Source organism: Bacillus sp. FJAT-27001, from assembly GCF_019039175.1.
GTDB lineage: Bacteria > Bacillota > Bacilli > Bacillales > Bacillaceae > Bacillus > Bacillus velezensis.
In genome coordinates this window covers 516,169-542,311 of the sequence record NZ_JAHOAA010000003.1, presented here as the reverse complement: position 1 = coordinate 542,311, position 26,143 = coordinate 516,169, and the positions used below count along the sequence as shown (strand labels likewise).

At 49.5% G+C, this 26,143-nt stretch carries 26 protein-coding genes; 5 read left to right on the top strand and 21 right to left on the bottom strand.

Going from position 1 to position 26,143, the window contains the following annotated elements:
- Positions 1–131 precede the first annotated feature (131 nt).
- From hisIE to BGM27_RS12875, 8 genes are read right to left on the bottom strand one after another with little or no spacing between them, the layout of a single operon-like run.
- Positions 132–752: a bifunctional phosphoribosyl-AMP cyclohydrolase/phosphoribosyl-ATP diphosphatase HisIE gene (gene hisIE, locus BGM27_RS12910; RefSeq protein ID WP_007407429.1), complete on the bottom strand. Its 621-nt coding sequence runs from the start codon at positions 750–752 to the stop codon at positions 132–134.
- Positions 749–1,507: an imidazole glycerol phosphate synthase subunit HisF gene (gene hisF, locus BGM27_RS12905; protein WP_007407430.1), complete on the bottom strand. Its 759-nt coding sequence runs from the start codon at positions 1,505–1,507 to the stop codon at positions 749–751. The genes hisIE and hisF overlap by 4 nt, the downstream gene beginning before the upstream one ends.
- Positions 1,504–2,241 carry a 1-(5-phosphoribosyl)-5-[(5-phosphoribosylamino)methylideneamino]imidazole-4-carboxamide isomerase gene (gene hisA / locus BGM27_RS12900; protein WP_007407431.1) on the bottom strand — a complete coding sequence of 246 codons (738 nt, stop codon included), beginning with the start codon at positions 2,239–2,241 and terminating at the stop codon, positions 1,504–1,506. The genes hisF and hisA overlap by 4 nt, the downstream gene beginning before the upstream one ends.
- Positions 2,238–2,876 carry an imidazole glycerol phosphate synthase subunit HisH gene (gene hisH / locus BGM27_RS12895; RefSeq protein WP_007407432.1) on the bottom strand — a complete coding sequence of 213 codons (639 nt, stop codon included), beginning with the start codon at positions 2,874–2,876 and terminating at the stop codon, positions 2,238–2,240. Before hisH ends, hisA begins: the two co-directional genes overlap by 4 nt.
- A complete protein-coding gene (hisB, locus tag BGM27_RS12890) occupies positions 2,877–3,461 on the bottom strand; it encodes an imidazoleglycerol-phosphate dehydratase HisB (RefSeq protein WP_007407433.1) in 585 nt (194 codons plus the stop codon).
- Positions 3,427–4,740 carry a histidinol dehydrogenase gene (gene hisD / locus BGM27_RS12885; protein ID WP_007407434.1) on the bottom strand — a complete coding sequence of 438 codons (1,314 nt, stop codon included), beginning with the start codon at positions 4,738–4,740 and terminating at the stop codon, positions 3,427–3,429. The genes hisB and hisD overlap by 35 nt, the downstream gene beginning before the upstream one ends.
- The gene (gene hisG / locus BGM27_RS12880; RefSeq protein WP_007407435.1) at positions 4,737–5,378 is read right to left on the bottom strand and encodes an ATP phosphoribosyltransferase; all 642 of its coding nucleotides are present in this window, start codon (positions 5,376–5,378) and stop codon (positions 4,737–4,739) included. The genes hisD and hisG overlap by 4 nt, the downstream gene beginning before the upstream one ends.
- A complete protein-coding gene (locus BGM27_RS12875; protein ID WP_007407436.1) occupies positions 5,371–6,543 on the bottom strand; it encodes an ATP phosphoribosyltransferase regulatory subunit in 1,173 nt (390 codons plus the stop codon). The genes hisG and BGM27_RS12875 overlap by 8 nt, the downstream gene beginning before the upstream one ends.
- Positions 6,544–6,780: 237 nt before the next feature.
- On the opposite strand from BGM27_RS12875, the gene BGM27_RS12870 reads away from it, so the two are divergent.
- Positions 6,781–7,506, top strand: coding sequence for a C39 family peptidase (locus tag BGM27_RS12870; protein WP_007407437.1), 726 nt, complete (start codon positions 6,781–6,783; stop codon positions 7,504–7,506).
- A 16-nt stretch (positions 7,507–7,522) separates the two neighbouring features.
- Here BGM27_RS12870 and BGM27_RS12865 read toward each other — a convergent pair whose 3' ends face one another.
- From BGM27_RS12865 to hprK, 4 genes are read right to left on the bottom strand one after another with little or no spacing between them, the layout of a single operon-like run.
- Positions 7,523–8,041 (bottom strand): acyltransferase, encoded by a 519-nt coding sequence (locus BGM27_RS12865; protein WP_007407438.1) that lies wholly within the window; start codon positions 8,039–8,041, stop codon positions 7,523–7,525.
- Between the two features lie 3 nt (positions 8,042–8,044).
- Positions 8,045–8,695 carry a pyrophosphatase PpaX gene (ppaX, locus tag BGM27_RS12860; RefSeq protein ID WP_007407439.1) on the bottom strand — a complete coding sequence of 217 codons (651 nt, stop codon included), beginning with the start codon at positions 8,693–8,695 and terminating at the stop codon, positions 8,045–8,047.
- 25 nt (positions 8,696–8,720) lie between these two features.
- The gene (lgt, locus tag BGM27_RS12855) at positions 8,721–9,536 is read right to left on the bottom strand and encodes a prolipoprotein diacylglyceryl transferase (RefSeq protein WP_007407440.1); all 816 of its coding nucleotides are present in this window, start codon (positions 9,534–9,536) and stop codon (positions 8,721–8,723) included.
- A 14-nt stretch (positions 9,537–9,550) separates the two neighbouring features.
- The gene (hprK, locus tag BGM27_RS12850; RefSeq protein ID WP_003151456.1) at positions 9,551–10,483 is read right to left on the bottom strand and encodes an HPr(Ser) kinase/phosphatase; all 933 of its coding nucleotides are present in this window, start codon (positions 10,481–10,483) and stop codon (positions 9,551–9,553) included.
- A 169-nt stretch (positions 10,484–10,652) separates the two neighbouring features.
- Here hprK and nagA point away from each other — a divergent pair, with 169 nt between their 5' ends.
- The 3 genes from nagA to BGM27_RS12835 are packed head-to-tail and all read left to right on the top strand — an operon-like array spanning position 10,653 to position 13,310.
- Positions 10,653–11,843: an N-acetylglucosamine-6-phosphate deacetylase gene (nagA, locus tag BGM27_RS12845; protein WP_007407441.1), complete on the top strand. Its 1,191-nt coding sequence runs from the start codon at positions 10,653–10,655 to the stop codon at positions 11,841–11,843.
- Positions 11,840–12,565 (top strand): glucosamine-6-phosphate deaminase, encoded by a 726-nt coding sequence (nagB, locus tag BGM27_RS12840; RefSeq protein ID WP_007407442.1) that lies wholly within the window; start codon positions 11,840–11,842, stop codon positions 12,563–12,565. The genes nagA and nagB overlap by 4 nt, the downstream gene beginning before the upstream one ends.
- Before the next feature lie 13 nt (positions 12,566–12,578).
- Positions 12,579–13,310, top strand: a complete 732-nt coding sequence (locus BGM27_RS12835) for a GntR family transcriptional regulator (protein WP_007407443.1) — start codon at positions 12,579–12,581, stop codon at positions 13,308–13,310.
- Positions 13,311–13,454: 144 nt separating this feature from the next.
- Here the strand turns inward: BGM27_RS12835 and BGM27_RS12830 are convergent, their stop codons facing one another.
- The 6 genes from BGM27_RS12830 to BGM27_RS12805 form a co-directional block, all read right to left on the bottom strand.
- Positions 13,455–14,030, bottom strand: coding sequence for a TetR/AcrR family transcriptional regulator (locus tag BGM27_RS12830; RefSeq protein ID WP_007407444.1), 576 nt, complete (start codon positions 14,028–14,030; stop codon positions 13,455–13,457).
- A gap of 166 nt (positions 14,031–14,196) precedes the next feature.
- A complete protein-coding gene (locus BGM27_RS12825) occupies positions 14,197–18,066 on the bottom strand; it encodes a metallophosphoesterase (RefSeq protein ID WP_007407445.1) in 3,870 nt (1,289 codons plus the stop codon).
- 93 nt (positions 18,067–18,159) lie between these two features.
- The gene (locus BGM27_RS12820; protein ID WP_020954333.1) at positions 18,160–18,519 is read right to left on the bottom strand and encodes a phage holin family protein; all 360 of its coding nucleotides are present in this window, start codon (positions 18,517–18,519) and stop codon (positions 18,160–18,162) included.
- Entirely contained in the window at positions 18,520–18,714 is a 195-nt protein-coding gene (locus BGM27_RS12815) for a PspC domain-containing protein (RefSeq protein ID WP_007407447.1), read from the bottom strand.
- A 4-nt stretch (positions 18,715–18,718) separates the two neighbouring features.
- The gene (locus BGM27_RS12810) at positions 18,719–19,816 is read right to left on the bottom strand and encodes a DUF4097 family beta strand repeat-containing protein (protein WP_007407448.1); all 1,098 of its coding nucleotides are present in this window, start codon (positions 19,814–19,816) and stop codon (positions 18,719–18,721) included.
- A 24-nt stretch (positions 19,817–19,840) separates the two neighbouring features.
- Positions 19,841–20,167, bottom strand: coding sequence for a hypothetical protein (locus tag BGM27_RS12805; protein WP_007407449.1), 327 nt, complete (start codon positions 20,165–20,167; stop codon positions 19,841–19,843).
- A 197-nt stretch (positions 20,168–20,364) separates the two neighbouring features.
- Here BGM27_RS12805 and BGM27_RS12800 point away from each other — a divergent pair, with 197 nt between their 5' ends.
- The gene (locus BGM27_RS12800) at positions 20,365–20,625 is read left to right on the top strand and encodes a hypothetical protein (protein WP_007407450.1); all 261 of its coding nucleotides are present in this window, start codon (positions 20,365–20,367) and stop codon (positions 20,623–20,625) included.
- 25 nt (positions 20,626–20,650) lie between these two features.
- Here BGM27_RS12800 and uvrA read toward each other — a convergent pair whose 3' ends face one another.
- The 3 genes from uvrA to BGM27_RS12785 all read right to left on the bottom strand — a co-directional run bounded on the left by uvrA (position 20,651) and on the right by BGM27_RS12785 (position 25,929).
- Positions 20,651–23,524 carry an excinuclease ABC subunit UvrA gene (gene uvrA / locus BGM27_RS12795; RefSeq protein ID WP_020954334.1) on the bottom strand — a complete coding sequence of 958 codons (2,874 nt, stop codon included), beginning with the start codon at positions 23,522–23,524 and terminating at the stop codon, positions 20,651–20,653.
- Between the two features lie 7 nt (positions 23,525–23,531).
- Positions 23,532–25,517, bottom strand: a complete 1,986-nt coding sequence (gene uvrB, locus BGM27_RS12790) for an excinuclease ABC subunit UvrB (RefSeq protein WP_003151439.1) — start codon at positions 25,515–25,517, stop codon at positions 23,532–23,534.
- Between the two features lie 175 nt (positions 25,518–25,692).
- The gene (locus BGM27_RS12785) at positions 25,693–25,929 is read right to left on the bottom strand and encodes a CsbA family protein (protein ID WP_003151438.1); all 237 of its coding nucleotides are present in this window, start codon (positions 25,927–25,929) and stop codon (positions 25,693–25,695) included.
- Positions 25,930–26,143 lie beyond the last annotated feature (214 nt).

The following is a 26,143-nucleotide window of genomic DNA, read 5'->3' as shown; positions in this document are numbered from 1 at the left end:
AAACCAAAATAAACTCTATTAGTCAATATTATCAAATTCATCTGCCTCCGGTTGCGGAAATAAGGAATATTTAATTGAATGTTTAAGTTTGACAGATTAAAAACCTCACGGATCTCTCCGTGAGGTTTGTTTTACTCAGATGCTGAATGGCGTTTTGCAAGAACGTCAAGCACATCGTCCAAAGGAAGCGACTGCTCACGCAGAAGAACGAGCAAATGATACAGCAAATCCGCCGCTTCCCATTTTAATTCTTCATGGTCCCGGTTTTTCGCGGCGATAATAACCTCTGCGGCTTCTTCGCCGACTTTTTTGAGGATTTTATCGACGCCTTCCCGAAACAGATACGTTGTGTAGGCTCCGTCAGGCATCTCCGCCTGCCGTTTGGCGATTACGCTTTCCAGTTCATTTAAGATGCCGAAACGATCCTGCGCATCCGCTTTTTCCGGAGAAAAGCAGCTGTAGCTTCCCTTATGGCATGCGGGTCCTGAAGGCTCCGCAAGCACGACAAGAGCATCTTGATCGCAATCATAGCGGATGGCTTTCACCTTTTGGGTATTCCCCGACGTCGCTCCTTTATGCCACAGCTCCCCGCGTGAACGGCTGTAAAACCAGGTTTCTTTCGTTTCTATCGTTTTTTCGTAGGATTCACGATTCATATAAGCCAGTGTCAGTACTTCTTTGCTTGCCGCATCCTGCACGATGGCGGGAATCAGTCCGGCCTCGTCAAACCGCAGTTCATCTGCCCGTTTCATCTCACATTCACCCCGTGTTTCTTCATATAATCTTTCACTTCTTTTATAGATGTCTCTTTGTAATGGAAAATGGAAGCTGCAAGCGCGGCGTCCGCTTCACCGATCGTGAAGGCTTCAAGCATATGGCGCGCGCTGCCGGCTCCCCCTGACGCAATGACAGGCACCGGGACGGCACGTGTGACAAGCTGTGTGAGCGTATGATTAAAGCCTGTTTTCTCACCGTCTGCGTCCATGCTTGTCAGCAGGATTTCACCCGCTCCCCGGCTGACGGCTTCTTTTGCCCAGGCCGTGACTTCCCACTCGGTTTTCTTTCTGCCGCCGTGTGTGTACACTTTATAGCAATCCGAATCTTCATCATACTTTGCGTCAATCGCCGCGACGATGCATTGCGAGCCGAAAAAATCCGCTCCTTCCGTAATCAGCTCGGGGCGGAGGACGGCCGCTGTATTAACGGATACTTTATCAGCGCCGGCGCGAAGCATTCGTTTCATATCGCTTAATTGATTAATTCCGCCGCCGACCGTAAACGGAATCGCCAGTTTTGCCGCAACCTGTTCTACGACGTCTGTCATCGTCTTGCGGCCTTCGTGAGAGGCGGAAATGTCGAGAAAAACAAGTTCGTCAGCACCCTCCCTGTCGTAGGCTTCGGCCAGCTCGACAGGATCGCCCGCATCTTTCAGTCCGAGAAATTGAATGCCTTTGACGACGCGGCCTTCTTTCACATCGAGACACGGAATGATTCGTTTCGTGATCATGCGTCCTTCACCCCGCTGAGCGCTTCAGCCAATGTAAATTGTTTTGTATACAGCGCTTTTCCGATAATCGCTCCCGATACGCCGGCGTCTTTGAAGCGGGCCAGTGCTTTGAGGTCGGCGACTGAGCTGACTCCGCCTGAAGCGATGACGGTTTTTCCCGTTGCTTTTGCGAGCTGAACGGTGCTTTCGATGTTCGGTCCTGACAGCATGCCGTCAGTTGCAATATCCGTGAAAATGAAGGTTTCCGCTCCTTCGGCCGCCAATTCACGGCCCAGATCGGCCGCTCTTACCGAGGATGTTTCCAGCCAGCCTTCCGTCGAGACATATCCGTTCCTTGCATCAAGGCCGATCGCGATTTTGCCGCCGTATTGTTTCAGCATGCTCTTCACAAATGCCGGATCGGAAACGGCCGAGCTGCCGAGAATGACGCGATCAACACCTTGTGATAAATAACCGTACACATCCGCTTCAGAACGGATCCCGCCGCCGATCTCGACTTTGACATCAAGCTGCCGCGCAATGTCAAGAACATGCCTGTCGTTTACTTTCCTGCCTGCTTTCGCGCCGTCAAGATCCACGAGATGAATCCATTCGGCGCCTTCTTGTGCAAATTGCGCCGCCATGTCTAAAGGAGAGTCACCGTATATCGTTTCCTTGCCGTAATCGCCTTGGATGAGGCGGACGCATTTGCCGTTTCTCATATCGATTGCCGGATATAATGTAAAAGCGTTCATTTCTTCACCTTCTGTTCCGCTGCCATTTTTGTAAATTGCGTTAAGATCGCCATTCCGGCCGTACCGCTTTTTTCCGGGTGAAACTGTGCACCGAAGACATTGCGTTTCCCGACGACCGCCGGAACACGAACGCCGTACTCAGCGCTTGCCAGAAGATCTCCGTCTTCCATCCCGTCTATATAATAGGAATGGACAAAGTAAACGAAGCCTTCTTCCGCTTCCGAAAGCAAAGGAGATGTTTGGTGAAACGTCAGCCGGTTCCAGCCCATATGCGGCACCTTCAGCTTGTTTCCTTCGGCATCTCTGTCTTTGAGTCTCACAGCTTTTCCGGCTAATAAACCGAGTCCTTTTGCAGAGCCGTTTTCGGTGCTTTCTTCGAAAATGAGCTGCATGCCGAGGCAGATGCCGAGGAGCAGCTTACCCTCGTCAACCATACGGTGTATGAATTGATCAAGCTTCGCGCTGCGCAAATTGTCCATGGCGTCACTGAATGATCCGACACCGGGGAGAATAAAAGCATCCGCTTTTTCAAGCTCTTCCGGCCGGTCTGATACGACATACGGGACACCGACGCGTTCCAGCGCCTTCGATACGCTGAATAAATTGCCCATACCGTAATCAATTACACCGATCATTTACAGCATTCCTTTCGTAGACGGCACACCCTTGACGCGGGGATCAATGGATGACGCTTCATCAAGCGCTCTGCCAAGCGCCTTAAACACGGCTTCTATCATATGATGGGTATTCGTGCCGTAATGAACGATGACGTGCAGATTCATTCTCGCTTCCAGCGCCAGTTTCCATAGGAATTCATGTACCAGCTCGGTATCAAACGTTCCGACTTTCGCTTGCGGAAATGCAGCGCGCATCTCAAGGTGCGGCCGATTGCTCAGGTCTACGGCGACTTGGGCGAGCGCTTCGTCCATCGGTACTAGCGCTGATCCGTACCGTTTGATCCCTTTTTTATTACCGAGCGCCTCCAAAAAAGCCTGCCCTAAACAGATGCCGATATCTTCAGTCGTATGGTGATCATCTATCTCCGTATCACCTTTTGCGTCAACAGTTAAATTGAATTGCCCGTGCTTTGTGAACAAATCAAGCATATGAGTCATAAACGGCACATCCGTGCTGATGTCGGCTTTTCCTTCTCCGTCTATTTCGAAAGCCAGCTTAATATCGGTCTCATTTGTTGTTCTGGCGCGTTCCGCTTTTCTCATCGGTCATTCCTCCGTTTCTCGCTTCAATCGATCTTGCGTGCGCTTCAAGCCCTTCCAGTCTCGCGAAGGCGGAAATGCTGTCCGCGTGCGTTTCAAATGCCTTCCGGCTGTATGAGATGATGCTCGATTTCTTTTGAAAATCTGTTACATTCAACGGGCTTGAAAACCGCGCCGTTCCGTTTGTCGGCAAAACGTGATTCGGTCCGGCAAAATAATCGCCGACCGGTTCAGCGCTGTATCGCCCTAAGAAAATCGCCCCCGCGTGTCTGATGCTTCCAAGCAAAGCCTCCGGCGAATGCGTCATGATTTCTAAATGCTCGGGTGCCAGCGCATTCACCGTGTCCACCGCATCTTCCATCGATTCCGTAATATAAATGCGGCCGTGATCCTTGATCGACGCTTCGGCGATTTCTTTGCGCGGCAGCGTCTGAAGCTGTTTATTCACCTCATCTGATACCGCTTCGGCAAGCTTCCGTGAGTCGGTGACAAGCACGCTTGAGCTGAGCGTATCGTGTTCTGCCTGTGAAAGCAGGTCAGCAGCGACTTCTTTGGGCACCGCCGTATCGTCTGCAAGGACCACGATTTCACTGGGCCCGGCAATCATGTCAATATCCACAACGCCGAAGACTTCGCGCTTCGCGAGTGCTACAAATATATTGCCGGGACCCGTGATCTTATCAACAGGCTGTATCGTTTCGGTTCCGTAAGCGAGCGCGGCAATCGCCTGCGCGCCTCCCGCTTTGTAAATTTCCTTTATGCCGAGCTCAGACGCCGCCGCCAGAACGCCCGGTGAAAGGCGGCCGTCTTTTCCCGGAGGACTGACGAGAACGATCCGTTCCACTCCCGCAGCGAGAGCGGGGATGACATTCATTAAAACGGAAGACGGATAAGCGGCCGTCCCGCCCGGCACGTATACGCCCGCGGAATCGAGCGCCGTTATTTTCTGCCCGAGCATCGAGCCGTCTTTGCGATGGTAAAACCACGAGGATTGCAGCTGGCGTTCGTGATATTCTTTAATATTGGCAATCGCCTGTCTGATCACTTCCAGCAGCTGATCATCAAGCAGACGGTACGCCTCGGTGACTTCCTCTGCACTCACGGCCATTTGGCTCAGGCTGATGCCGTCAAATGTTTTTGTATAGGCCAAAACGGCTTTGTCACCGTTTTGTCTGACGTCTTCAATAATCCCCCTGACGGTTTTCCGCTGCTCTTCGGTTCCGCTGTCGATGGAACGCTTCAGTGAGAACCGCTCGCTTCTTTTTACTGCGGTTATTTTCATTGTGCCGTTTCTCCTTCCACAACCCTGGCCAGCCTGGCCGCCATTTCGTCGATTACATCATCCTTCATGCGGTAGCTGACCGGATTGACGATAAAACGCGATGTGATGTCACAAATATGTTCTGATTCAACGAGACCGTTTTCTTTTAATGTCCGCCCGGTTGATACGATATCTACGATTCTGTCAGCAAGCCCGATTAAAGGCGCCAATTCAATCGAACCGTTCAGCTTAATGATTTCCACCTGCTCGCCCTGCTCTCTGAAATAACTTGACGCAACATTCGGATATTTCGTCGCAATCCTCGGAGCGACTCCGTTCCAATCCGCTCCGGGAAGCCCCGCAACGGCGAGATGGCATTTGCTGATTTTCAGATCGAGCACCTCATACACGTCACGCTCTTCCTCAAGCATGACATCCTTTCCGGCAATACCGGCATCAGCGACGCCATGCTCGACATAAGTCGTCACATCCATCGGCTTTGCCAGAATAAAGCGGAGATTTTCTTCAGGAACGTCAATGATCAGCTTTCTCGATTCTTCAAACTCCTCGGGCAGCCTGTACCCGGCCTGCCGCAGCAACCCGGCCGCTTCTTCGAATATCCGTCCTTTTGGCATTGCCATTGTGAGTACCTTATCCATTCTGCTCTTCCTTTCTGGCACCGATAAAGTATGTGACGTTTGCAAATGATTTTGTCATATGATCGATATTTTCAATGCCCGCCAGATCCTGCAGGACGACTTTTCTGCCTCTCGCCCTTTCTTCCTCCGCGAATAAAATGGCCTGCGCCCGCTGCTCCTTGCTGAAAATCACGGCGTCCGCTTCACTAGTTTCTTCCTGGATACCGAGCGCTTCAATCAGCCTGTCGATACGGAGCCCGAAACCCGTGGCGGGAGCGGGACTGCCGAAATGGCCGAGAAGATTGTTATAGCGTCCGCCGCTTCCGATGACAAAACCGACATTTGCCGCATACACTTCGAATAAAATTCCCGTGTAATAACTCATATGGCTTACCATATTCAGATCAAGGCGAATATGCTCGGCACATCCGTAATCCTCAAGAATGTCCCACAGGTCTTCCAGCTCCTGAATCAAGCTTTGTCCGGAGATGCCGATGATCTCCTCCGCCTTGGCGCAGATCTCTTTCCCGCCTCGCAATTCCAGAAGTGCGAGCAGCCGGCTTTTGTCTATTGAAGAGAGCGGAAGCGATTTGACATGTTCCCTGTATCCCACGTAATTCTTTTCAAAGAGAAAGCGCCGCAGAACATCCGCCCGCTCAGCATTGCCCAGAACCTCGACAAACAGCTCATCAGCGAGTCCGGCATGGCCGATCGCGATTTTAAACCGGTGCAATCCCGCGTTTTTCAAAGCGCCGGCCGCCAGCGCAATCACCTCGGCGTCCGCGCTTGTTGATCCGTCGCCGATCAGCTCCGCGCCGACCTGTTCGAATTCGGCCGGACGTCCGCCTTCCCGCTCTTGAGCGCGATAGACGCTTGCCGCGTACCCCGCTCTGAGCGGATGATTGTGTTTGTGCAGCTTAGACGCCGCCACCCTGGCAATCGGTCCGGTCATATCAGGCCGAAGCACAAGCGTTTTCCCGTCCTGATCGAGAAGCTTAAACAGCTGCTGTTCTTCAATGGCTGACTGGACGCCTACTGTTTCATAAAATTCAAGGGTCGGCGTCTCCATAAACTGATAACCCCATTTATCAATTAAATCCGTCAGTGTGGAACGGACTTTTTTCTTGGCTTCGTATAAACCGGGCAGCGTATCTCTCATGCCATGCGGTTTCTCAAACATAAACATTTGCCTTTTACACCTCCGCTTTGTCTGAAGGAAAATTCCGAATCCTTTAGTTCGCTAATATGATAATATGTTAGCAGATAAAAGAATGAATTGCAACGCCCAATGTCCGCCTATTCTTTTCCATAAACATGGCTAAAGAATGAACAAACCTGTAAACATATCGGAACGATCGAATCATATTGAGCAGAAGTGCTATAATACATAGAATAGCTTCATCAGAAACAAGGGAGAGTAATAATGAAGACGCTTGGAACATTATGTGTGCTGATTCTGACAGCCATCCTTGTCTATCTCGGGTATAACATCTATACAAACGATATTCATTTGAATTTTTTTAATCAGCAGTCCGACGAGCCTGATGAGAAAACACCGTTAAAAGGGAGCGCGTCACCGCTGAATGTCGTTCTGTACAGACAGATGGATTCTCCCAGACTGTACAATGGCTGTGAGGTGACAAGCCTTGCTATGATTTTGAACAATGCCGGATATCATGTATCAAAAAATACATTGGCGGATAAAATCAATAAAGTTCCGCTCACATACAGCAGCGGGCTGAAGGGAGATCCGAATGAAGGATTTGCCGGAGATATGGAAAACGGCCCGGGTTTAGGCGTTTATCATGAGCCGATTGATAAACTTGCCAAAGAATATGCGGGAAACAAAGTATATGACCTGACAGGAAAAGACATTTCTTCAGTGTACCGCCAGCTTGAAAAAGGGCGGCCGGTCTGGGTGATTACCACCACATCCTTTAAGCCGGTTGATAATATGCAGACTTGGAATACGCCGAACGGAAAGATCGACATTACGTTCAGCATGCATAGCGTAGCCGTCACCGGTTATGATCACGATTATGTATACGTCAATGATCCTTACGGCTATAAAAACAGAAAAACAGACCGGACTGAATTCGAAAAAGCCTGGAAGCAGATGGGCAGCCAGGCCATTGTGATCAAGTCATAAAAAAACCCCGCTGACGTTAATCAGCGGGGTTTTCCATTCGTTTTTTCATTTCTTCGTCCGTATAGATCACCTGCATCGGATTTCCTCCGACAAACGCCCCGGCCGGGACATCTTTGTGCACCAGTGTGCCGGCTGATACAACGGCTCCGCTCCCGATGGTGACGCCGGGCAGAATAGTTGTGTTTGCCCCGATCATCACCTCGTCACCGATTGTGACAAAACCGGTCCGGTACTCATGTATTAAATATTCATGAGCCAAAATCGTCGTATTGTAGCCGATGATGCTGTTTTTTCCGACAGTGATTTTTTCGGGAAACATGATATCCGGCATCACCATCAGCGCGAATGACGTCTGTTTTCCGACATTCATTTTCAAAAAGGTTCGGTACAGCCAGTTTTTCACGCTTAAAAACGGCGTATACCTTGCGATCTGAATGATGATGAAATTTTTCATCACCTTCAGAAAGGGAACCGTCTGATAAACATGCCACAATGAATTTGCACCTGAAACCGGATGGCGGTCTGTTTTTCTCACGGATTACTTCACTCCGGTGATGTGCAATAAATCACTCATTTTCTCGAGCATATAATCGGGTTCATAGGCGGAAAGCGTCTGTGCGCCTTTAATCGTCCACGCGACGCCGGCTGTTTTCGTGCCGGCGTTTTTTCCCGCCATGACATCGTGATAATTGTCACCGACCATTATGGCTTCCGACGGATCGCACCCAAGCCGGCTGAGAGCAAGCCGCACAGGTTCGGGGTCAGGCTTCGGGTGCTTAACATCATCAAGCGTGACGACAGTATCGAAAAACGCCCCGATGCCTGTCAGCTTCAATCCCATATTGACTGTATCCCTCAGCTTTGTGGTGACAATACCAAGCTGATAGCCCGCTTTTTTCAATTCATCCAGCGTTTCATAAACCGTTTCGTACTCCGTGACGAGTTCATCGTGCTTTTCATGGTTGAATGCTCTGTACATGCAGATCATCTCATCGCACTTTTCAGCATTAATGCCTGAAAACGTTTCATACAGAGGCGGGCCGATAAATGGAAGCACATCTTCCCTTTTAAACTGCCCCGGGCAATAATGATCAAGCGTATGAAGGTAAGAAGCGATAATCAGTTCATTCGTGTCAATCAGCGTGCCGTCGAGATCAAATAAAATGGCGGTTACACGTTTATCAGTCATCTTATGTCCTTTCCGATTTCAGGCGTCAGTCCGTATCAGCATACCGCTTATCGGCATACCCCTTCATGCGTCTGAAAATCATTAAAATAATCGCAAGTACAATCAGCACAATGGAAATGACCTGCGCGATCCGAAGCTGGCTCGTAAGCATCAGGCTGTCCGTCCGCATTCCCTCAATAAAGTATCTGCCGATCGAATACCAGATCACATACGTCAAAAACAGATTGCCCCTGCGCAGGTTCACGCGGCGGAGCAGAAGCAGAATCACGACGCCCGCAAAACTCCACAGCGATTCATACAAAAACGTCGGGTGATAATATTGTCCGTCTATGTACATCTGATTAATGATGAAATCCGGAAGATGCAGACTTTCCAAAAATGACCGGCTGACCGCTTCACCGTGAGCCTCCTGGTTGATAAAGTTTCCCCAGCGCCCGATGGCCTGGCCGAGCAGAATACTCGGCGCGGCAATATCCGCCAGCTTCCAGAATGAGATGCCTCTTACTTTTGAAAAGACGATTCCCGTCGCGATCGCGCCGATCAATCCGCCGTGAATCGCGATGCCGCCTTTCCAGGTTTTAATGATTTCCCCGGGGTGTTCCGAGTAATAGCTCCACTCGAAAAGCACATAGTATGCCCGTGCGCAAATGATTGCGATCGGGATGGCGAAAAGAACAAGATCAATAAAAATGTCCTTTTTCAGCCCCCGCTTTTCACTCTCCCTCATGGCCATCCAAAGCCCTAATAACGCACCCGCGCCGATAATGATCCCGTACCAGTGCACGGATAAAGGCCCGAGCTGCAAGGCAATCGGATTGATTGGTGTTCCTGCTTCGTTCATATTATTGCCAACTCCTATTCGTCTTGTTCGCCGTCTTCAATGACATCCGCCAGCTTATTCGTAAATTGCTCGGCAGCATTTAAGCCCATCCGCTTCAATCTGAAGTTCATCGCCGCAACTTCGATAATAACGGCGAGATTTCGCCCAGGGCGGACTGGAATGGTCAGTTTTGTAATTTCCGTATCAATGATTTTCATTTTTTCTTCTTCAAGTCCGAGACGGTCGTATTGCTTCCCTTGCTCCCAAAGCTCAAGGTCCATGACGATTGTAATTCTTTTATTGCTTCTGACGGCGCCCGCTCCGAACAGCGTCATGACATTTATAATGCCGAGACCCCTGATTTCGAGCAGATGCTCAATCAGATCAGGCGCGTTCCCGACAAGGGTATCCTGATCCTCCTGCCTGATTTCAACGCAGTCATCCGCGACAAGACGATGGCCTCGTTTGACAAGCTCCAGCGCCGTTTCACTTTTACCGACGCCGCTTTTTCCCGTAATGAGCACGCCGACGCCGTATATATCCACAAGCACGCCGTGAATGGCCGTTGTCGGCGCGAGACGGCTCTCAAGAAAATTCGTCAGCCTGCTTGACAGCCTGGTTGTTTTCAGAGGGGATCTGAGCACAGGCACGCCGTTTTGCTCGGAAGCTTCTACAAGCTCCGGCGGGATCGGCATATCTCTGGAAAGTATGATAGCCGGCGTCACATCGGTGCACAGCGATTTCATCCGCTGTTTCTTATCTTCCTCGGGAAGCTGATCGAAAAATGACAGCTCCGTTTTTCCTAAAAGCTGCACCCGTTCTCTCGGGTAATATGTAAAATAACCGGCGATTTCAATACCGGGCCGTGATAAATCACTCATCGTAATCGGGCGGTTAATCCCTTCTTCTCCGCTGATCAATTCTAAATGGAACTGCTCCATTACGTCTTTGGTCCGAACCTTTGCCAAGATATGTTCCTCCTGTTCTGGGATGTTCCGAGCTTTGAACAGTTATATTTTATCACTTTACTGTCTGAACCAAAACAGATTTATACAATTCCGGCATAACTGGTCTAGATAACTAGTCTGAAAAGGAGTAAAATAAAACTAACAACTAACCAGAAAGGCGTGTTTTAAAGTGGCTGAAAGCTTGTTAATCAGCGGTGCGGACATCGTAACAGAAGAAGAAATCATCCGAAACGGTTTTCTCGGTATAAAGGACGGCATCATTTCTTACGCGGGGAAAACAAGACCGCAAGAAACGTATGAGAAGGAATGGAAGGCGCCCGCGGGTTCGTATGCGCTTCCCGGAATGATTGATATTCATATTCACGGCGGATACGGCGCGGATACGATGGATGCTGATGTTGCAGCTCTTGATACAATGTCCGCCCGGCTGCCCGAAGAAGGAACAACCTCTTTTTTAGCGACAACGATCACACAACAGCACGAAAACATTGAAAAAGCGCTCGTCAACGCCAAAAAATGGGCGTCTTCCTCACCGCAGGCCCAAAAAGGCGCTGAGTTGATCGGCATTCATTTAGAAGGACCGTTTGTCTCTCCGAGAAAGGCGGGAGCACAGCCGAAACAATGGATTACTCCTGCTGATGCCGGGCTCTTTCAGAAATGGGAGCGGCTCTCGGGAGGGCTGATCAAAATCGTGACGCTTGCGCCGGAAGAAGATCCTGATTTCAGCCTGATCCGTTATTTAAAAGACCAAAACATCATCCCGTCAATGGGACACACAGACGCGGGAGCCGAGCTTTTACAAAAAGCGGCGGATGCCGGGGCGGTGCATATGACGCACCTCTTCAATGCCATGAGCTCCTTTCATCATCGTGAGCCGGGGGGCATCGGTACGGCTCTCGCCTGCGGCCGCATCACGGCGGAGCTGATCACTGACGGCATTCATTCCCATCCTTTGGCCGTTAAGCTTGCCTATTTGGCGAAAGGAAGCAAAAACCTGATCATGATAACAGACTCCATGCGGGCAAAAGGGCTTAAGGACGGAGAATACGAATTCGGCGGACAAAAAGTCACCGTTCGCGGGGACACGGCGCTTCTCTCTGACGGGACGCTGGCCGGTTCCATTTTAAAAATGAATGAAGGCGCGGCGCTCATGCGCAGGTTTACAAACTGCTCATGGCCGGATATAGCAAATATGACATCGGCAAATGCGGCCCGCCGCCTCGGCATATTCGACCGTAAAGGAAGCATCGCCGAAGGAAAAGACGCCGACGTTGTTCTGACGGACGGACAGTGCGGCGTGCTGGCAACGATTTGCCGCGGAAACACCGCATATATCTCAAGGGAGGCTGATTGGACATGAACGTTATCACATGCAGACATTATGAAGAATTAAGTGAAAAAGCCGCATCGATTATCGCTGAAACAGTGAAACAAAAGCCGGATGCCGTTCTCGGCCTTGCGACGGGAGGCACTCCTGAAGGCGTATACAAAGAACTTGTGCGGATGCACCGCTCAGAAGACTTGTCATTCCGGAATGTCACGACGATCAACCTTGATGAATACGCCGGGCTTTCTCCCGAGGACAAAAACAGCTATCATTATTATATGAATACACATTTTTTTGCACATATCGACAGCCGAAAGGACCGCCACTTTCTCCCTGACGGACGGGCAGACGATCTTGATGCCGAATGCGGACGATATGACCGATTGATTCAAACACTCGGCGGAGCGGATATACAGCTTTTAGGCATCGGACACAACGGCCATATCGGTTTTAATGAACCCGGGACGCCATTTGAATCCCGAACCCATGTCGTTGAGCTGAATGAAGAGACAAGACAGGCGAATGCGCGGTACTTTCCGTCAATTGATCAAGTCCCTGTAAAAGCCCTGACAATGGGGATCGGGACGATTTTGTCCGGCAAACGGATTTTGATCATGGCATCCGGAAAAAGCAAGGCCCAAGCGGTGAAGCAGCTTCTGGACGGGCGCATCAGCGAAGCATTCCCCGCCTCCGCCCTGCACGCGCATCCGGATGTGACGGTCTTGATTGATGAAAAGGCTGCGGGCGGCGATTGAAAGGATTTGACCTATGCAGATTGATAAACAATCTCCGATTCCGATTTACTTTCAGATTATGGAACAATTAAAAACACAAATCAAAAACGGCGAGCTGGAAGCGGATGCGCTGCTTCCGTCGGAGCGGGAATACGCCGAACAATTCGGCATCAGCCGAATGACGGTGCGCCAGGCGCTTTCCAATCTGGTGAATGAAGGATTTTTATACAGGCAGAAAGGCCGGGGAACGTTCGTCAGCAAACTGAAGATGGAACAGCCGCTTCAAGGGCTGACAAGCTTTACGGAAGATATGAGAAGCCGGGGCATGAAGCCGGGGAGCAGACTTGCCGAATACCAGCTGATTCAGGCGACGGAAGAATTATCTTCTATCCTGGGATGCGGCTATCCGGCAACGCTTCATAAAATCATCCGCGTCCGGCTGGCGAATGATATCCCGATGGCGATTGAAGCCTCGTACATCCCGTTTGACAAGGCGGGAAAACTGGACGCCTCCCATTTTCAATCATCCATGTATGAGCATATTGAAGCGTACAATCAGATGCCGATCTCACGGGCAAAACAAGAGCTTGAACCGGGAGCCGCTTCCGAGGAAGAAGCTGAGCTGCTCGGTATCCAGCCCGGCGCCCCCGTCCTCTATATCAAGCGGACCACTTATCTGCAGGACGGCACTGCCTTTGAGCACGTCAAATCCGCCTACAGAGGCGACCGCTACACATTCGTGCACTATATGGACAGGGTGAAATGAAACATCTCCAACCGTTACGGGTTGGAGATGTTTTTTTGATCTGCCATTTTCAAATCAAGCCGGTGAATGTTCTCTATGACTCTGTCAAAACGGAGAGGCTGGGGTTCTGGTATCTATTTTTATAAAGAAAAGAGTAATAAAATGCTACCCTCTGTTTTGGACAATATACGGAACCTGCTTTGAAATCAGCAGCAGCGGTTCTTTGTTTTTATGAGCCAGTGAAAACATGATTGCGCCTTCAATCATCGAGTTGATTGTCACCCCGAGCTTCTCCGCTTCCTCTTGTTCAAACCCATGCTCAAGAAATTTTGCCGCAAACACATCCGTCCACTTCTTGAACACCTCAACACATGTGCATCTTAACGTTTCATTGATCAGAGCGGTCTCACCCGCCAGCAATCCAACCGGCACGCCCTCAATATTCTGCGGATCATTAAACTGTTCAGCCGTTACATGAATAAAGTGCTGAATCGCTTCTATAGGGTCCGCGAATTGAGACATACTATTCTGTATTTGCTTTTCAACGCATCTTCCCGTATGTTTGATCGCCGCAATGGCGAGTTCTGCTTTTCCGTTTGGAAAGTGATGATACACAGACCCCCTGGGTGCTCCGCTCTCTTTTATAATTTGATTCAAACCAGTCGCATGGTATCCCTGAATCTGAAAAAGATATGCAGAGGTTTGAATAATTCTTTCTTTTGTCCCGGTTTTACTGTTCATTATGTTTCCTCCTGCATATTACGAAAACCAATCGATTTTAGTATAGAAAAGGGACATAAAAAAGTCAAAAGCACTTATCACAGCAGGGCGCCGCCATTTACGCACAGAAAAAATCCTGCTGACCGTCAGATTTTCTTCTGAGCGATCAGCAGGCTGTATGTTTTCGTTATGGGTTTGAGGCATGCCTGAAATCAAACTGATCCGGAGCCGGGCGATACGGCGTATTTCCCGTTTTGAACATCCACAACGGTGATATTGTTTTGCCGTTGTACGGGTCCTTAACAACGGTGTACCAGTAATAAACGGAATCAGGCTGCAGGCCGTCCCAGACCCAATTTGCGGTTTTTCCGCTTTTTACGTGTTTTTTATGACCGAGCAGTTCGTTCGTATAGACGTTGCATTCAAAATAATCGGTCGCTACCCTTTTCCTCTTCGGCTGTAAATCCATTTCTGCTGAGAATTCGTCTTTATCAGCGAACAGATCGGTGTCATAGTAATTGATGTCATCCGTGTACGGCGAGTAGGAGAACATGTGAACCTGATTGGCGGCCTGATCGAATTGCATCATGCGCATAAAGCCCTGCCCCCCTTCCGGACCGTCCTGGTAGTCGGTCAGAATTTGGTGAACGAGGCGGTCCGGTTTTCCGTCTCCGTCATCGTCAAGCGCATCGGTTTTTTTCATGGCGTTATGGTAATGGCCGCTTAATACCATCGCCACATTGCGATTCGGCTTGACGACTTTTCGATAGATCGTTTCCCCGATCGGGCTTCGATTTCCGCTCACAAGCAAGTACTCATGAAAGCATAAGATGGCGGTTCGGTCCGGATACCGCTTTAGCACTTGATTGATCCAGTCAATCTCTTGTTCCGCAATGCCCCAGCCCATATAAATCATAATAAAATCGTTCCCGCTTGCCGACAGCAGATCATAATGCCCGCGGTTATTTTTGTATGATCCGCCGTAATGCATGTTCTGTTCAAACCGGCGGCTCCCGAAGAAATCCCCGAATGTTCGGTATGTGCCGTCTTTATGGCCGACGTCGTGATTGCCTGCAAGCACTCCGTACGGAATCCCCGCCTTGTCAAGCGTCCGCATGGAGTGATCGGCGTTTTTCCACTGTTTCATCACCATTGAATCATCGACGATATCACCGGTATGAAAGACATATTTAATATTGTGCTTTTCCTTATTTTCTTTGATCCACTCCGTCATTTTGTCAAAAATGTGCGGGTGCCCTTGTGCGTAATACTGTGTATCCGACATCCAGACAAACGTGTAATTGCCTTTCGCCGGTATTTGATCCTGCACGATGACATTCATTTTTGAGTTTTTCACCACATCCGCTGCGGAAACGGCGGCTTTTAATGTAAACGGCTTTTTATCTTTGGCAAGAACGCTGTCCGCCTCCTGCCAGCGGCTTGTCCGGTAATTCCAAATATACATGGTTACCTTTCGGCCAGGGAGAGAGCTTCCTTTCCAGACCGCCTCGGCCAGATCCGTTTCGTCGATAGACGGGTCAACGGAGACTTCGAACCGGTGATAAGGAAAACGCTCCATACTTTCCGCCGAAACGGTTTTTCCGTCATTTGCCGAGATGCGGTTCATTTCCGGCAGGGTAAACGGCATTTCATTTTCTTTTATGCCCCTCGGCGGTTCCGTTAATGAGGCGTGTTTATACACTTTCACGCTGCCCGGATTCCGCGCGGTATAACGGAAGCCGCGATAAAATGATACATTCATGTCATCCTTCGTCGGGTCTTTTACCCGGACGGACAGCTTTGCTTTGTGGGCGCCGATTTTTTGATCGGCAAGCTCCGGCTGGTTCGGCTCCTCCCGTTTGATATGGAAGGTGCGGACGGACGTTGTTTCATTTCCGGCAAGGTCTGCCGCAATGATAGTAAGGGTATGTTTTCCGGGCTTGAGATCGGCTGATGACGTGTGATGCGGGAGCGTAATGCTTTCTCCGTCCAAAAACGCTTTGACCTCTTCCACTTTGCTCCATTTGTCACGGATGTCCGCATTCAGCTCAACATTACCTTTCAGCGCCGCGCCTTCTTTGATACCCGGGACAATCTTCGGCCCCGTATTGTCCACCCGCACAGATTGGCTCAGCTGCTCCTCACCGTCGCTAACAAAAATATGGTGATAGCCTTCAGAAAGCTTCGCCGTGTTCCACGGCAGCAGCCGTGACGTAAACAAATGATCCGGCAGGCTGAATGAGAAGGTCTTCTGCTGATTCGCCCGCCTGCCGTCACCGATAAAGAGCTGCTCAGCCGGATCCGTCTTCCCGTCTTTGATCACCGTTCCGTCCGAAAGCACCAGACGGGCATGTTTCACGACAAAATCATCCCGATTCTCTCCCGTGTCATACGGAGAAACCTTTGAGCCCGAACGGATAGATACTTTCTGCGTTTTGCCCCCTTTTTGCAGCAGACGTTCCGGAAGGAGAACCGAGTGCGTTCTGAAGCGGTGAGACGGATCGTCAAAAATGTGCAGCACCTCATTTTCCATTATGACGGTGTTTTGAAAATAAAGATTCGTTTTCCGGGCATCGAAGGCGAAATAGACCTCTTTTTCCAGCGCCGGCCGGGTCTCCTGCCGCTTGCCGTCAATCCACAGCTTGATCTTATCGGCGCTGACGTCGGAAGTCGCTTTGAGCAGATAGGTGCCGGATATCGTATCTTCGGGTTCAACATTCATTCTGAGTCCGTGTGATTTGCTCGTCTGTTCAATGTCAATCATCTTGACGGGCGTTTTTGCTTCATTTTCTCCATCACTGGCTGCGATATAATACTCAAGCTGATCCTGGCCGAGCAGTTCCGGGGAATAAAGAATGTGATGGTATAAGCTGTCGTTGCGGTCTTTTTCGGCCAGAATTCGTTTGAATGGTTTTTTCTCATTGGTCCGGTAATAAAACGCGGCTGTTTTGACAAGGTTTTTGTCTTTTATGTCAGCCTTTAATTCAATGCTTTCAGCGGGCCGGACTGGCTTTCTGTCTGTAAGGTCTTCGATGACCGGTTTTTCCTTGTCGGGTTTTATCACCCTTTTCTGCTGCGGGATCTGCGCCTGAAAAACGGAGCCCGGTGACGGCTTATGCTCGCTCGTGGAGATCTTCAGCAATTCTCCCGTTCCGTTCAGCGGATATTTGTACAGCAAAGAAGTCAGCCGGCGGAAAGCGTGTTTCCGGTATTGCGCCGAGGCGATATCCTTGCCGGTATTTGCCGACAGCACCACCGTACGCGGGCGGCCGTTGGACATTCCGTCCGTCCCTTCGATGACGGCGAGATGTTTTCCCTCCTTCAGGGGTGTCCCGTAATAGCGGTTGAAATCATCTATCGTCAGTTCTGATGCGGCGCGCCTCAGCCAAAACACGTAAGTCCCGCCTGACGGAATGACGGTATCTTCTTTCGGCCTCCATATCATGTCTGATTCCGGCCCTTCCTTCGGATAGCGGTAGCGGATATGGTAGTCTTTAAAATGAATGGGCCTGTCCGTCGTGTTATACACCTCGATAAATTCATAGGCATCAGCGCCGTCTTCATTTTTCGTATCAACCGCAAGCTCCGTAATCATCAGCTCGGGAATATGATTCAAATCGGCTTGATAGCCGTCCAGCTTCAGCCGCTTTTTCTCCGATTCCGCCCGCTGTCTGCCGTTGGTGAAAACGAGGTAATATTCCAATTCTCCATTCCAGATATCCCGTTTTGAAATCTGGGCCGTAAACAGCCGGATTGCGCCTGGCGCGGGCTCCATCGGCACCATTTTAAACCCCAGCTCATTGCTTTGTTTATAAAAAAGAAACGCCGAAAACGCTTGATAGTCAGCATTCCGTACATGAGCCTGTATGAACAGGTTTCTTTTCATTTCCGCCTTTACTTCGATTTGGGGAGGATTCTCCAGAAGCGGTATGTAATGAGGCGGCTGTCCGAATTCCTGCTGATTCACGGGGATTGCCGATTCTTTGCGCGCCGCATCCGCAGAAGGACTCACACAAAGCAAACCAATCAGAAAAAAGAGCGTCATCACAAGTTTCATCTCATTACCTCCCTATACATTATGTTGCGTCAGGAGGCTGCCGCTTATGTAAATCACACATAAAAAAGCTGCCCTCTCGGGACAGCTCGTTTTTTACCTTTTTCTAAGCGGCTCCAATATGCCTTTTTGGATCAGCAAGTGGAAAACGGACAGCACGACGGATGCCCAAATGGCGGTGCCGAACCCATCAATCTGAAAGCTGTCTCCCATCAAGGCTGCGGTCATCATTAACGTAATGGCGTTGATGACAAACAGAAAGAGGCCGAGGGTCACAACCGTGACGGGCAATGTCAATATGACGATGATCGGCTTGATCAGCACATTTAACACAGAAAGAATCACACTGGCGATGACAGCCGCTCCGATACTGCTGATATGGACGGAATCAAAATATCCCGTGATAACGATTAATAATAAAGCATTTACTAAAATGCTGACTGCCCATTTGATCATTTATTTCAAATCTCCTTCTAAAGGTACAACAAAACACCAGATAATATATACAATCGGCACGATTCCGCTCGTGACAAGCGCTAATACAACGGTGATAATGCGCAAAAGCGACGCATCCATATTGACGTACTCCGCCAAACCGCCGACGACGCCGGCGATTTTACGGTTTTTTTCTGAACGGTAAAGTCTTTTCATCCAATCACCTCTGAGTATGCTTGAGCTTAATGGCTCCTGTTAACGATTCTGAGAAAATCGAGAGATGCTGATCATGGCCTTGATTTGATGCCAGCATCAGTTCTTTTTGAATGGTATCATTCTTTTCCTTTAAAATTTCCGCATCAATCAGCTCATGGCTGAGAGAGCCGAGATTGCTTTTCAGCTCCGCTTTCACCGCCGAATCATCAGGCAGAGCGATCTCCACGTTTCCGGTCGTCGTTTTCGTGTAGATGGAGCGGCAGTGCGGCGCTGTCACGGTAAGCATGATATTGCCGTTAAAGCTTTGAACGTCAATGGATTCACTCGATCCGCGCAAATCAATCAAGCCGTTTATCGTTTCCGCTTCAATCGCGCCGCATTGATGTCCGGCCAGCTTGATTTGTCCGTTAGCCGTTTCCGCCGACGCTTTATCAGCCGTCAAATGAGAGAATGACAGAACGCCGTTTGTCGTTTTCGCCGAGAATTCTTTTACATGTAAATGTTCCCCTCTGATCGGTCCGTTAAACAGCTTCACTCTTATCTTATCGTACTCTTTCTGGGGAACATAAAGCGTGACATTGGTTTTCATCGTTTTCTTTTCCGTGCGGACAAAAAACTTATTGCCCTTCACTTCACACTCAATGTGCTGAAGAAATGCGGTGCGCGCCGCCTCCTGACTGTCCGCCCGGTACACTTTCGCCTGGCACTCCGCTCTGATATCTTCATCCGCCCACGGCACGATATTGACGCTGCCGTTTGCGATCTGCATATCAATGGCCGAGAATTCACTGTCTTTAAATTGAAAAATATGCTGCACTTCGTGTGCGTGGCCGAAATTCAGATCAAGATCCGCTTCCTTCACTTTTTTGACGGCAGAATCAATCCAGTCGAACAGCTTCGCCCCGAGCGACGGCTTTTGGCTTCCTTTTGCCCCGCTTTCGAAATCTTCCGCAGGTTCCTGGACCTCCGCAGATAATGCGGTGATCTGCTCTTCTTTTTCTTTATATTCATGATCCAGTTTTTCAATGAGCGTCAGTGCTTCCTGCGCCGTCAGCATGCCGTCTTCCACAAGCTTTAAAATCCGTTCTTTCTCCTGTTTCATACAAAACTCCTCCCCCGACTTTTCTTACACCTGGCGTAACACCTTAATTCCCTGCACGATATTCCAAATGACCATTCCGATGAGGATCAGAAAATAAACAGCTGCTTCTGTTATCATAACAAAAACGGGCACCATACTCTCCCCCTGAGCCGTAATCAATCCGCCGACAACACCCGCGGTCACAATCAGCAATCCCGCAAACGGAATGATATGGGAAATCAGAGCTCGCATGGCATGCCGCTTCGTCTCTTTTTCATCGACGACAAAGTAAGCCACAATCGGAAGAATGAGCGGCGCGAGAAACACGCTGAAATAACAGATTGATGCGATAATCGCTTGATTTCGGTTCAATAAAAACACTCCCTGTGCCTTGATGTAAAAACCCTTCCTTATACATACGTATGACGAATGGGCGGGTTTCATTTTCATGCTAAGGACATGCTTCGTTATACGTAATTTTTGATTTCAGAGATTTCACTATAGAATCTTTTCCCCGAACCGATTACAATATGTAACAAAGCCTGACCGTATGCAAGGAGGACATACAAATGGAGAAAGATCCCGAAAACGCCCAAGTAACGGAAGAGAGTCTGCGAAATTTAATTCGCGAACAAAAAAGAATGAACAGCGAAATGCTGGCTGAATTGGAACAGATCAAAGCAGCCCCTCTTCCCATTTCCCATGATATCCAATATATAAAAGTGCTGCTGGACAGCAGCAGCACCCATATTCTGCAGGACTTAATGCATTTAAGCAGACAGCTTCCCCAACAGAAAAAAGCCTGTAACACAACAGCCCAAAACCGATGAGTTTTGGGCTGTTTTTATTGATCTATTATGTGGCTGCCGTTTCTTTTTCAGCCAGCAATGTTTTCATCCGTTTTTTATCACGTTCCATTACCGGTTTCAGATAGCGGCCCGTATATGATTCTTTCACTTCGACAACTTCTTCAGGCGTCCCGGAGGCTACGATCGTGCCGCCGCCCGCTCCGCCTTCAGGTCCCAGGTCTACGATGTAGTCCGCCGTTTTAATGATATCGAGATTGTGTTCAATGACCAAAACGGTATCACCGTTATCGACGAGTCTTTGAAGCACAACCAATAGCCTTGCGATATCATCAACGTGGAGGCCTGTCGTCGGTTCGTCCAGAATATACAGCGTCCGGCCTGTGGAACGCTTATGCAGTTCGGAAGCAAGCTTAACGCGCTGCGCTTCTCCGCCTGACAGCGTCGTCGCCGGCTGGCCGAGCGTCACATACCCGAGTCCGACATCGGCAAGCGTTTGAAGCTTGCGTTTGATTTTCGGGATATTTTCAAAGAAGGACAGAGCATCTTCCACCGTCATATCCAGAACGTCAGAAATGCTTTTTCCTTTGTATGTGACCTCCAGCGTCTCCCGGTTGTAACGTTTGCCGTGGCACACTTCACACGGGACGTACACGTCAGGAAGGAAATGCATCTCAATTTTGATGATGCCGTCGCCGCGGCAGGCCTCACAGCGCCCGCCTTTTACATTAAAACTGAACCGGCCTTTTTTATAGCCGCGCACCTTTGCTTCATTTGTCTGCGCGAATACATCGCGGATATCATCAAACACGCCCGTATAAGTTGCCGGATTTGATCTCGGTGTCCGGCCGATCGGCGCCTGGTCGATGTCGATCACCTTATCAAGGTGGTCGAGGCCTTTGATTTCTTTATGGCTTCCCGGTTTCGCTTTGGCTTTATGAAGCTTTTGCGCAAGCGCCTTATGCAGAATTTCATTCACAAGCGTGCTTTTTCCGGAACCGGACACACCTGTCACCGCCGTAAAAGTGCCGAGCGGGAATTTGGCGTTCGCTTTTTTCAGGTTGTTTTCTGAAGCGCCTTTGATTTCAATGAACCGGCCGTCAGGCTTTCTTCTCTCCGGAGGCATCGGGATGAATTGAGCCCCTGACAAATAGCGTCCGGTCAGAGAGTCCGCATCATTCATCACTTCTTCTGGCGTCCCCGCCGATATGACGCGGCCGCCGTGAATGCCGGCGCCCGGACCGATATCTATCAAATAATCGGCAGCCATCATCGTATCCTCATCATGCTCCACGACAATCAGTGTGTTGCCGAGATCCCTCATGTTTTTCAGCGCGCTGATCAGACGGTCATTGTCACGCTGGTGAAGGCCGATGGACGGCTCATCAAGAATGTACAGGACGCCTGACAAACGGGAGCCGATCTGCGTCGCAAGCCTGATGCGCTGGGCTTCTCCGCCTGACAGCGTTCCCGCCGCCCGGCTCAGCGTCAGATAATCAAGACCCACTTTATCTAAGAAGCTGAGCCGCTCTACAATCTCTCTTAAAATTAAATCGGCAATCTGCATATCTTTCTCAGACAGCGTCAGGTTTTTGAAAAATTCAAGCGCGTCGCCGACAGAAAGTTCGGTAATGGTTCCGATATGACGCCCGTTGACCAAAACGGCAAGCGCTTCTTTCTTCAGCCGGTAGCCTTTGCACGTCGGGCACGATTTCTGTGACATGTACTGCTCCATCTGTTCACGGATATAATCGGAGCTTGTCTCTTTATACCTTCTCTCAATATTGCGCAGCACGCCTTCAAATTCAATTTCATTTTCGCGCACTTGTCCGAAATCATTCTCGTATTTAAAGTAGATCCGTTCATTGCCGCTGCCGTACAGCACTTTATCAAGCTGATGCTTCGGCAGGTCTTTGACCGGAGTCTCCATATCAATGCCGTAATGGCGGCAGACCGCCTGAAGCAGCTGCGGATAATATTGTGAACTGATCGGCGTCCACGGCGCGATGGCGTGTTCCTTTAATGACAGCTCGGGATTGGGGATGACGAGCTCAGGATCCACTTCCAGCTTCAAGCCGAGACCGTCGCAAGTCGGACAGGCGCCGAACGGGCTGTTAAACGAAAACAGCCGGGGTTCAAGCTCCCCGATAGAAAAACCGCACAGCGGACAAGCGTGATGCTCGCTGAACATCAGCTCCTCCTGACCGATGACATCTATCATGACACGGCCTTCCCCTAAACGGAGCGCGGTTTCCAGCGAGTCGGAAAGCCGGGCGGCAACGCCTTCCTTGACAACGATCCGGTCAATGACTACTTCAATGGAATGCTTTTTGTTTTTTTCAAGTTCAATATCGTCGGAAAGCTCGGCCATTTCTCCGTCAATCCGCACCCTTACGTAACCTTGCTTTCTGATTTGGTCAAGCACTTTGACATGGGCGCCTTTTCTGCCTGAGATGATCGGCGCAAGCACTTGAAGCTTCGTCCGCTCCGGATATTCAAGAATCCGGTCAACCATCTGTTCAATCGTTTGCGATGTAATTTCAATGCCGTGCTCCGGGCAGTGCGGTTTCCCGACTCTCGCGTACAGCAGCCGGAGATAATCATAAATCTCCGTTACCGTTCCGACGGTTGACCGCGGATTGCGGCTTGTCGTTTTCTGGTCAATGCTGATCGCCGGAGAAAGCCCTTCGATCGCATCAACGTCCGGCTTATCCATCTGCCCTAAAAATTGGCGCGCATAGGCAGAAAGCGATTCAACATACCGCCTCTGTCCTTCCGCGTAAATGGTGTCAAAGGCAAGGGAGGATTTTCCCGATCCGGACAGCCCCGTCACGACGACGAGCTGATCCCGCGGAATCGTTACATCAATGTTTTTTAAATTGTGCGCCCTTGCGCCTTTCACCTCGATCCGGTCAATTGCCATGTGTTCATCATCCTTCCGCTTTAAGCTCTAACAGTAAATCACGAAGCTCTGCCGCCCGCTCGAAATCAAGCGCTCTGGCCGCTTCTTTCATTTCGTGCTCCATTTGCTCAACGACTTTCTGGCGTTCTTTCTTCGTCATCTTCGCCAGTTTAGGCGCGGCTTTTGTTTTATATTCTTCTTTATCCTCAGCGGCCTGCGTCGCGCGGATCACATCGCGGATTTCCTTATTGATCGTTTGCGGCGTAATGCCGTGAATTTCGTTAAAGCGCTCCTGCTGTTCCCGGCGGCGCTTCGTTTCATTAATCGCGATTTCCATCGAATTCGTGATTTTATCGGCATACATGATGACGCGGCCTTCCGCGTTTCGCGCCGCCCGTCCGATCGTCTGAATCAGCGAACGTTCAGAACGGAGGAAGCCTTCTTTATCCGCATCGAGAATGGCGACAAGTGACACTTCCGGAATATCAAGCCCTTCCCTCAGCAGGTTGATGCCGATTAACACATCATGTTTTCCGAGGCGGAGGTCACGGATGATTTCAATCCGTTCAAGCGTCTTAATCTCGGAATGCAGATAATTGACCTTGATGCCGATTTCCTTGAGATAATCGGTCAGATCCTCTGACATTTTTTTCGTTAAAGTCGTCACGAGAACGCGTTCATTCCGTTCAATCCTCGCCTGAATCTCGCCGATCAGATCATCAATCTGTCCTTCGATCGGCCGGACGTCAATGAGGGGATCGAGGAGTCCCGTCGGTCTGATGATCTGCTCGATCATTTCCGGCGTATGCTCAATTTCATACGGTCCCGGAGTCGCCGACACGTACACGATATTGTGCATGTGTTTCTCAAATTCCTCGAATCGGAGCGGACGGTTGTCAAGCGCTGACGGCAGGCGGAACCCGTGATCGACAAGCACCTGTTTTCTCGCCTGGTCACCGTTGAACATGCCGCGCACCTGCGGAATCGTCACATGTGATTCATCAACGACAATCATAAAATCGTCCGGAAAATAATCAAGCAGCGTATACGGCGTAGAGCCCGGCGGTCGGAGTGTCAAATGTCTTGAATAGTTCTCGATCCCTGAGCAAAAACCCATTTCCCGCATCATTTCAAGATCATATCTCGTCCGCTGCTCAAGCCGCTGCGCTTCAAGGAGCTTGCCGTTTTCGTGCATCACTTTCAAGCGCTCCTCAAGCTCCTGTTCAATATTCAGAATCGCTTTTTCCATCTTTTCCGCCCGGGTGACGAAGTGGGAAGCCGGGAAAATCGCCACATGATCACGGTCGCCGAGAATTTCTCCGGTCAAAGCGTCGACCTCTCTGATCCGCTCAATTTCATCTCCGAAAAATTCCACTCTGATACAATGTTCGTCACGGGAAGCCGGAAAGATTTCCACAACGTCTCCGCGCACGCGGAACGTCCCGCGCTGAAAGTCGATATCATTGCGGGCATACTGGATATCCACAAGCTTTCTCAGCAGCTCATTTCGCTCAATCTCCATTTCCGGTCTGAGCGACACAACCATTTCCCGATATTCTTCAGGCGAACCGAGACCGTATATGCATGACACACTCGCGATAATAATGACATCTCTCCGTTCAAACAGAGAGGATGTCGCGGAGTGTCTCAGTTTATCAATTTCATCATTAATGCTTGCGTCTTTCTCTATAAAAGTATCCGTTTGAGGCACGTACGCCTCCGGCTGATAGTAATCGTAATAGCTGACAAAATATTCGACAGCGTTGTTCGGGAAAAACTCCTTAAACTCGCTGTACAGCTGTCCGGCAAGGGTTTTGTTATGGGCAATGACCAGTGTCGGTTTATTCACTTCTTTAATCAGATTGGACACGGTAAAGGTTTTGCCCGTCCCTGTCGCACCCAGGAGAGTCTGGTGTTTTCTGCCTTCCTGTATGCCTTTGACAAGCTTCTCAATCGCTTGCGGCTGATCTCCCTGGGGCTGATATTTCGAGACTAACTCAAAACGATCTTTCACAAAAAAGCCTCCGTTTCTTTACGAAATCTTCCTATTGATATAGTAACACAATGACGGGCAAAATCACTAAAAATACGAACTAAAGTTCGATGGTTTATTTTTACCAAGTCAATTTTTGTATAAAAAACCTGCTTTTATGGCGTAAAAGCAGGCATTCTATTTCATATTCACCATGTCAGGCATTGTCTTTCTTTTTGTCTGCTTCTTTTTTGGCCATGTACAGCCCTCCGGCCACCAGCGATACGACATCCAATCCAACGATAAAATACGTTTCGGTGTAACCCTTTAAATAGGATGCGAAAAGCAGTGCGGCTGTGAGAGCGATCGCCACATAGTGGTTAAACGTGACGCGCGTAAAAAGGACGACCAGCATAAAAGGGAAACATAATGCAAAAACGGCTTTTGTAATCACAAAAACCCTCCTCGGGAATTCTTCATCTCATCTGATTATAGTAAAAAATGAAGAATCGGACAATCGTTCCCCTGCTATCACAATACCCTTTTTCAGCAGTCTTCAATCATCTGTCAAAAAAATTGTGAATATAAATCCATTGAACCATTAACCAGATGAATCGAATTACCTTTCTTCAGCCGAAAGGATGAGAAGGTTTAGGTCTTTGTATCTT

Bases quoted from the DNA above. Each gene is read 5' to 3' on its own strand.
- hisIE (WP_007407429.1), bottom strand. From the start codon at position 752: ATGAAACGGGCAGATGAACTGCGGTTTGACGAGGCCGGACTGATTCCC.
- hisF (WP_007407430.1), bottom strand. From the start codon at position 1,507: ATGATCACGAAACGAATCATTCCGTGTCTCGATGTGAAAGAAGGCCGC.
- hisA (WP_007407431.1), bottom strand. From the start codon at position 2,241: ATGAACGCTTTTACATTATATCCGGCAATCGATATGAGAAACGGCAAA.
- hisH (WP_007407432.1), bottom strand. From the start codon at position 2,876: ATGATCGGTGTAATTGATTACGGTATGGGCAATTTATTCAGCGTATCG.
- hisB (WP_007407433.1), bottom strand. From the start codon at position 3,461: ATGAGAAAAGCGGAACGCGCCAGAACAACAAATGAGACCGATATTAAG.
- hisD (WP_007407434.1), bottom strand. From the start codon at position 4,740: ATGAAAATAACCGCAGTAAAAAGAAGCGAGCGGTTCTCACTGAAGCGT.
- hisG (WP_007407435.1), bottom strand. From the start codon at position 5,378: ATGGATAAGGTACTCACAATGGCAATGCCAAAAGGACGGATATTCGAA.
- BGM27_RS12875 (WP_007407436.1), bottom strand. From the start codon at position 6,543: ATGTTTATGTTTGAGAAACCGCATGGCATGAGAGATACGCTGCCCGGT.
- BGM27_RS12870 (WP_007407437.1), top strand. From the start codon at position 6,781: ATGAAGACGCTTGGAACATTATGTGTGCTGATTCTGACAGCCATCCTT.
- ppaX (WP_007407439.1), bottom strand. From the start codon at position 8,695: ATGACTGATAAACGTGTAACCGCCATTTTATTTGATCTCGACGGCACG.
- lgt (WP_007407440.1), bottom strand. From the start codon at position 9,536: ATGAACGAAGCAGGAACACCAATCAATCCGATTGCCTTGCAGCTCGGG.
- nagB (WP_007407442.1), top strand. From the start codon at position 11,840: ATGAACGTTATCACATGCAGACATTATGAAGAATTAAGTGAAAAAGCC.
- BGM27_RS12835 (WP_007407443.1), top strand. From the start codon at position 12,579: ATGCAGATTGATAAACAATCTCCGATTCCGATTTACTTTCAGATTATG.
- BGM27_RS12830 (WP_007407444.1), bottom strand. From the start codon at position 14,030: ATGAACAGTAAAACCGGGACAAAAGAAAGAATTATTCAAACCTCTGCA.
- BGM27_RS12825 (WP_007407445.1), bottom strand. From the start codon at position 18,066: ATGAAACTTGTGATGACGCTCTTTTTTCTGATTGGTTTGCTTTGTGTG.
- BGM27_RS12820 (WP_020954333.1), bottom strand. From the start codon at position 18,519: ATGATCAAATGGGCAGTCAGCATTTTAGTAAATGCTTTATTATTAATC.
- BGM27_RS12815 (WP_007407447.1), bottom strand. From the start codon at position 18,714: ATGAAAAGACTTTACCGTTCAGAAAAAAACCGTAAAATCGCCGGCGTC.
- BGM27_RS12810 (WP_007407448.1), bottom strand. From the start codon at position 19,816: ATGAAACAGGAGAAAGAACGGATTTTAAAGCTTGTGGAAGACGGCATG.
- BGM27_RS12800 (WP_007407450.1), top strand. From the start codon at position 20,365: ATGGAGAAAGATCCCGAAAACGCCCAAGTAACGGAAGAGAGTCTGCGA.
- uvrA (WP_020954334.1), bottom strand. From the start codon at position 23,524: ATGGCAATTGACCGGATCGAGGTGAAAGGCGCAAGGGCGCACAATTTA.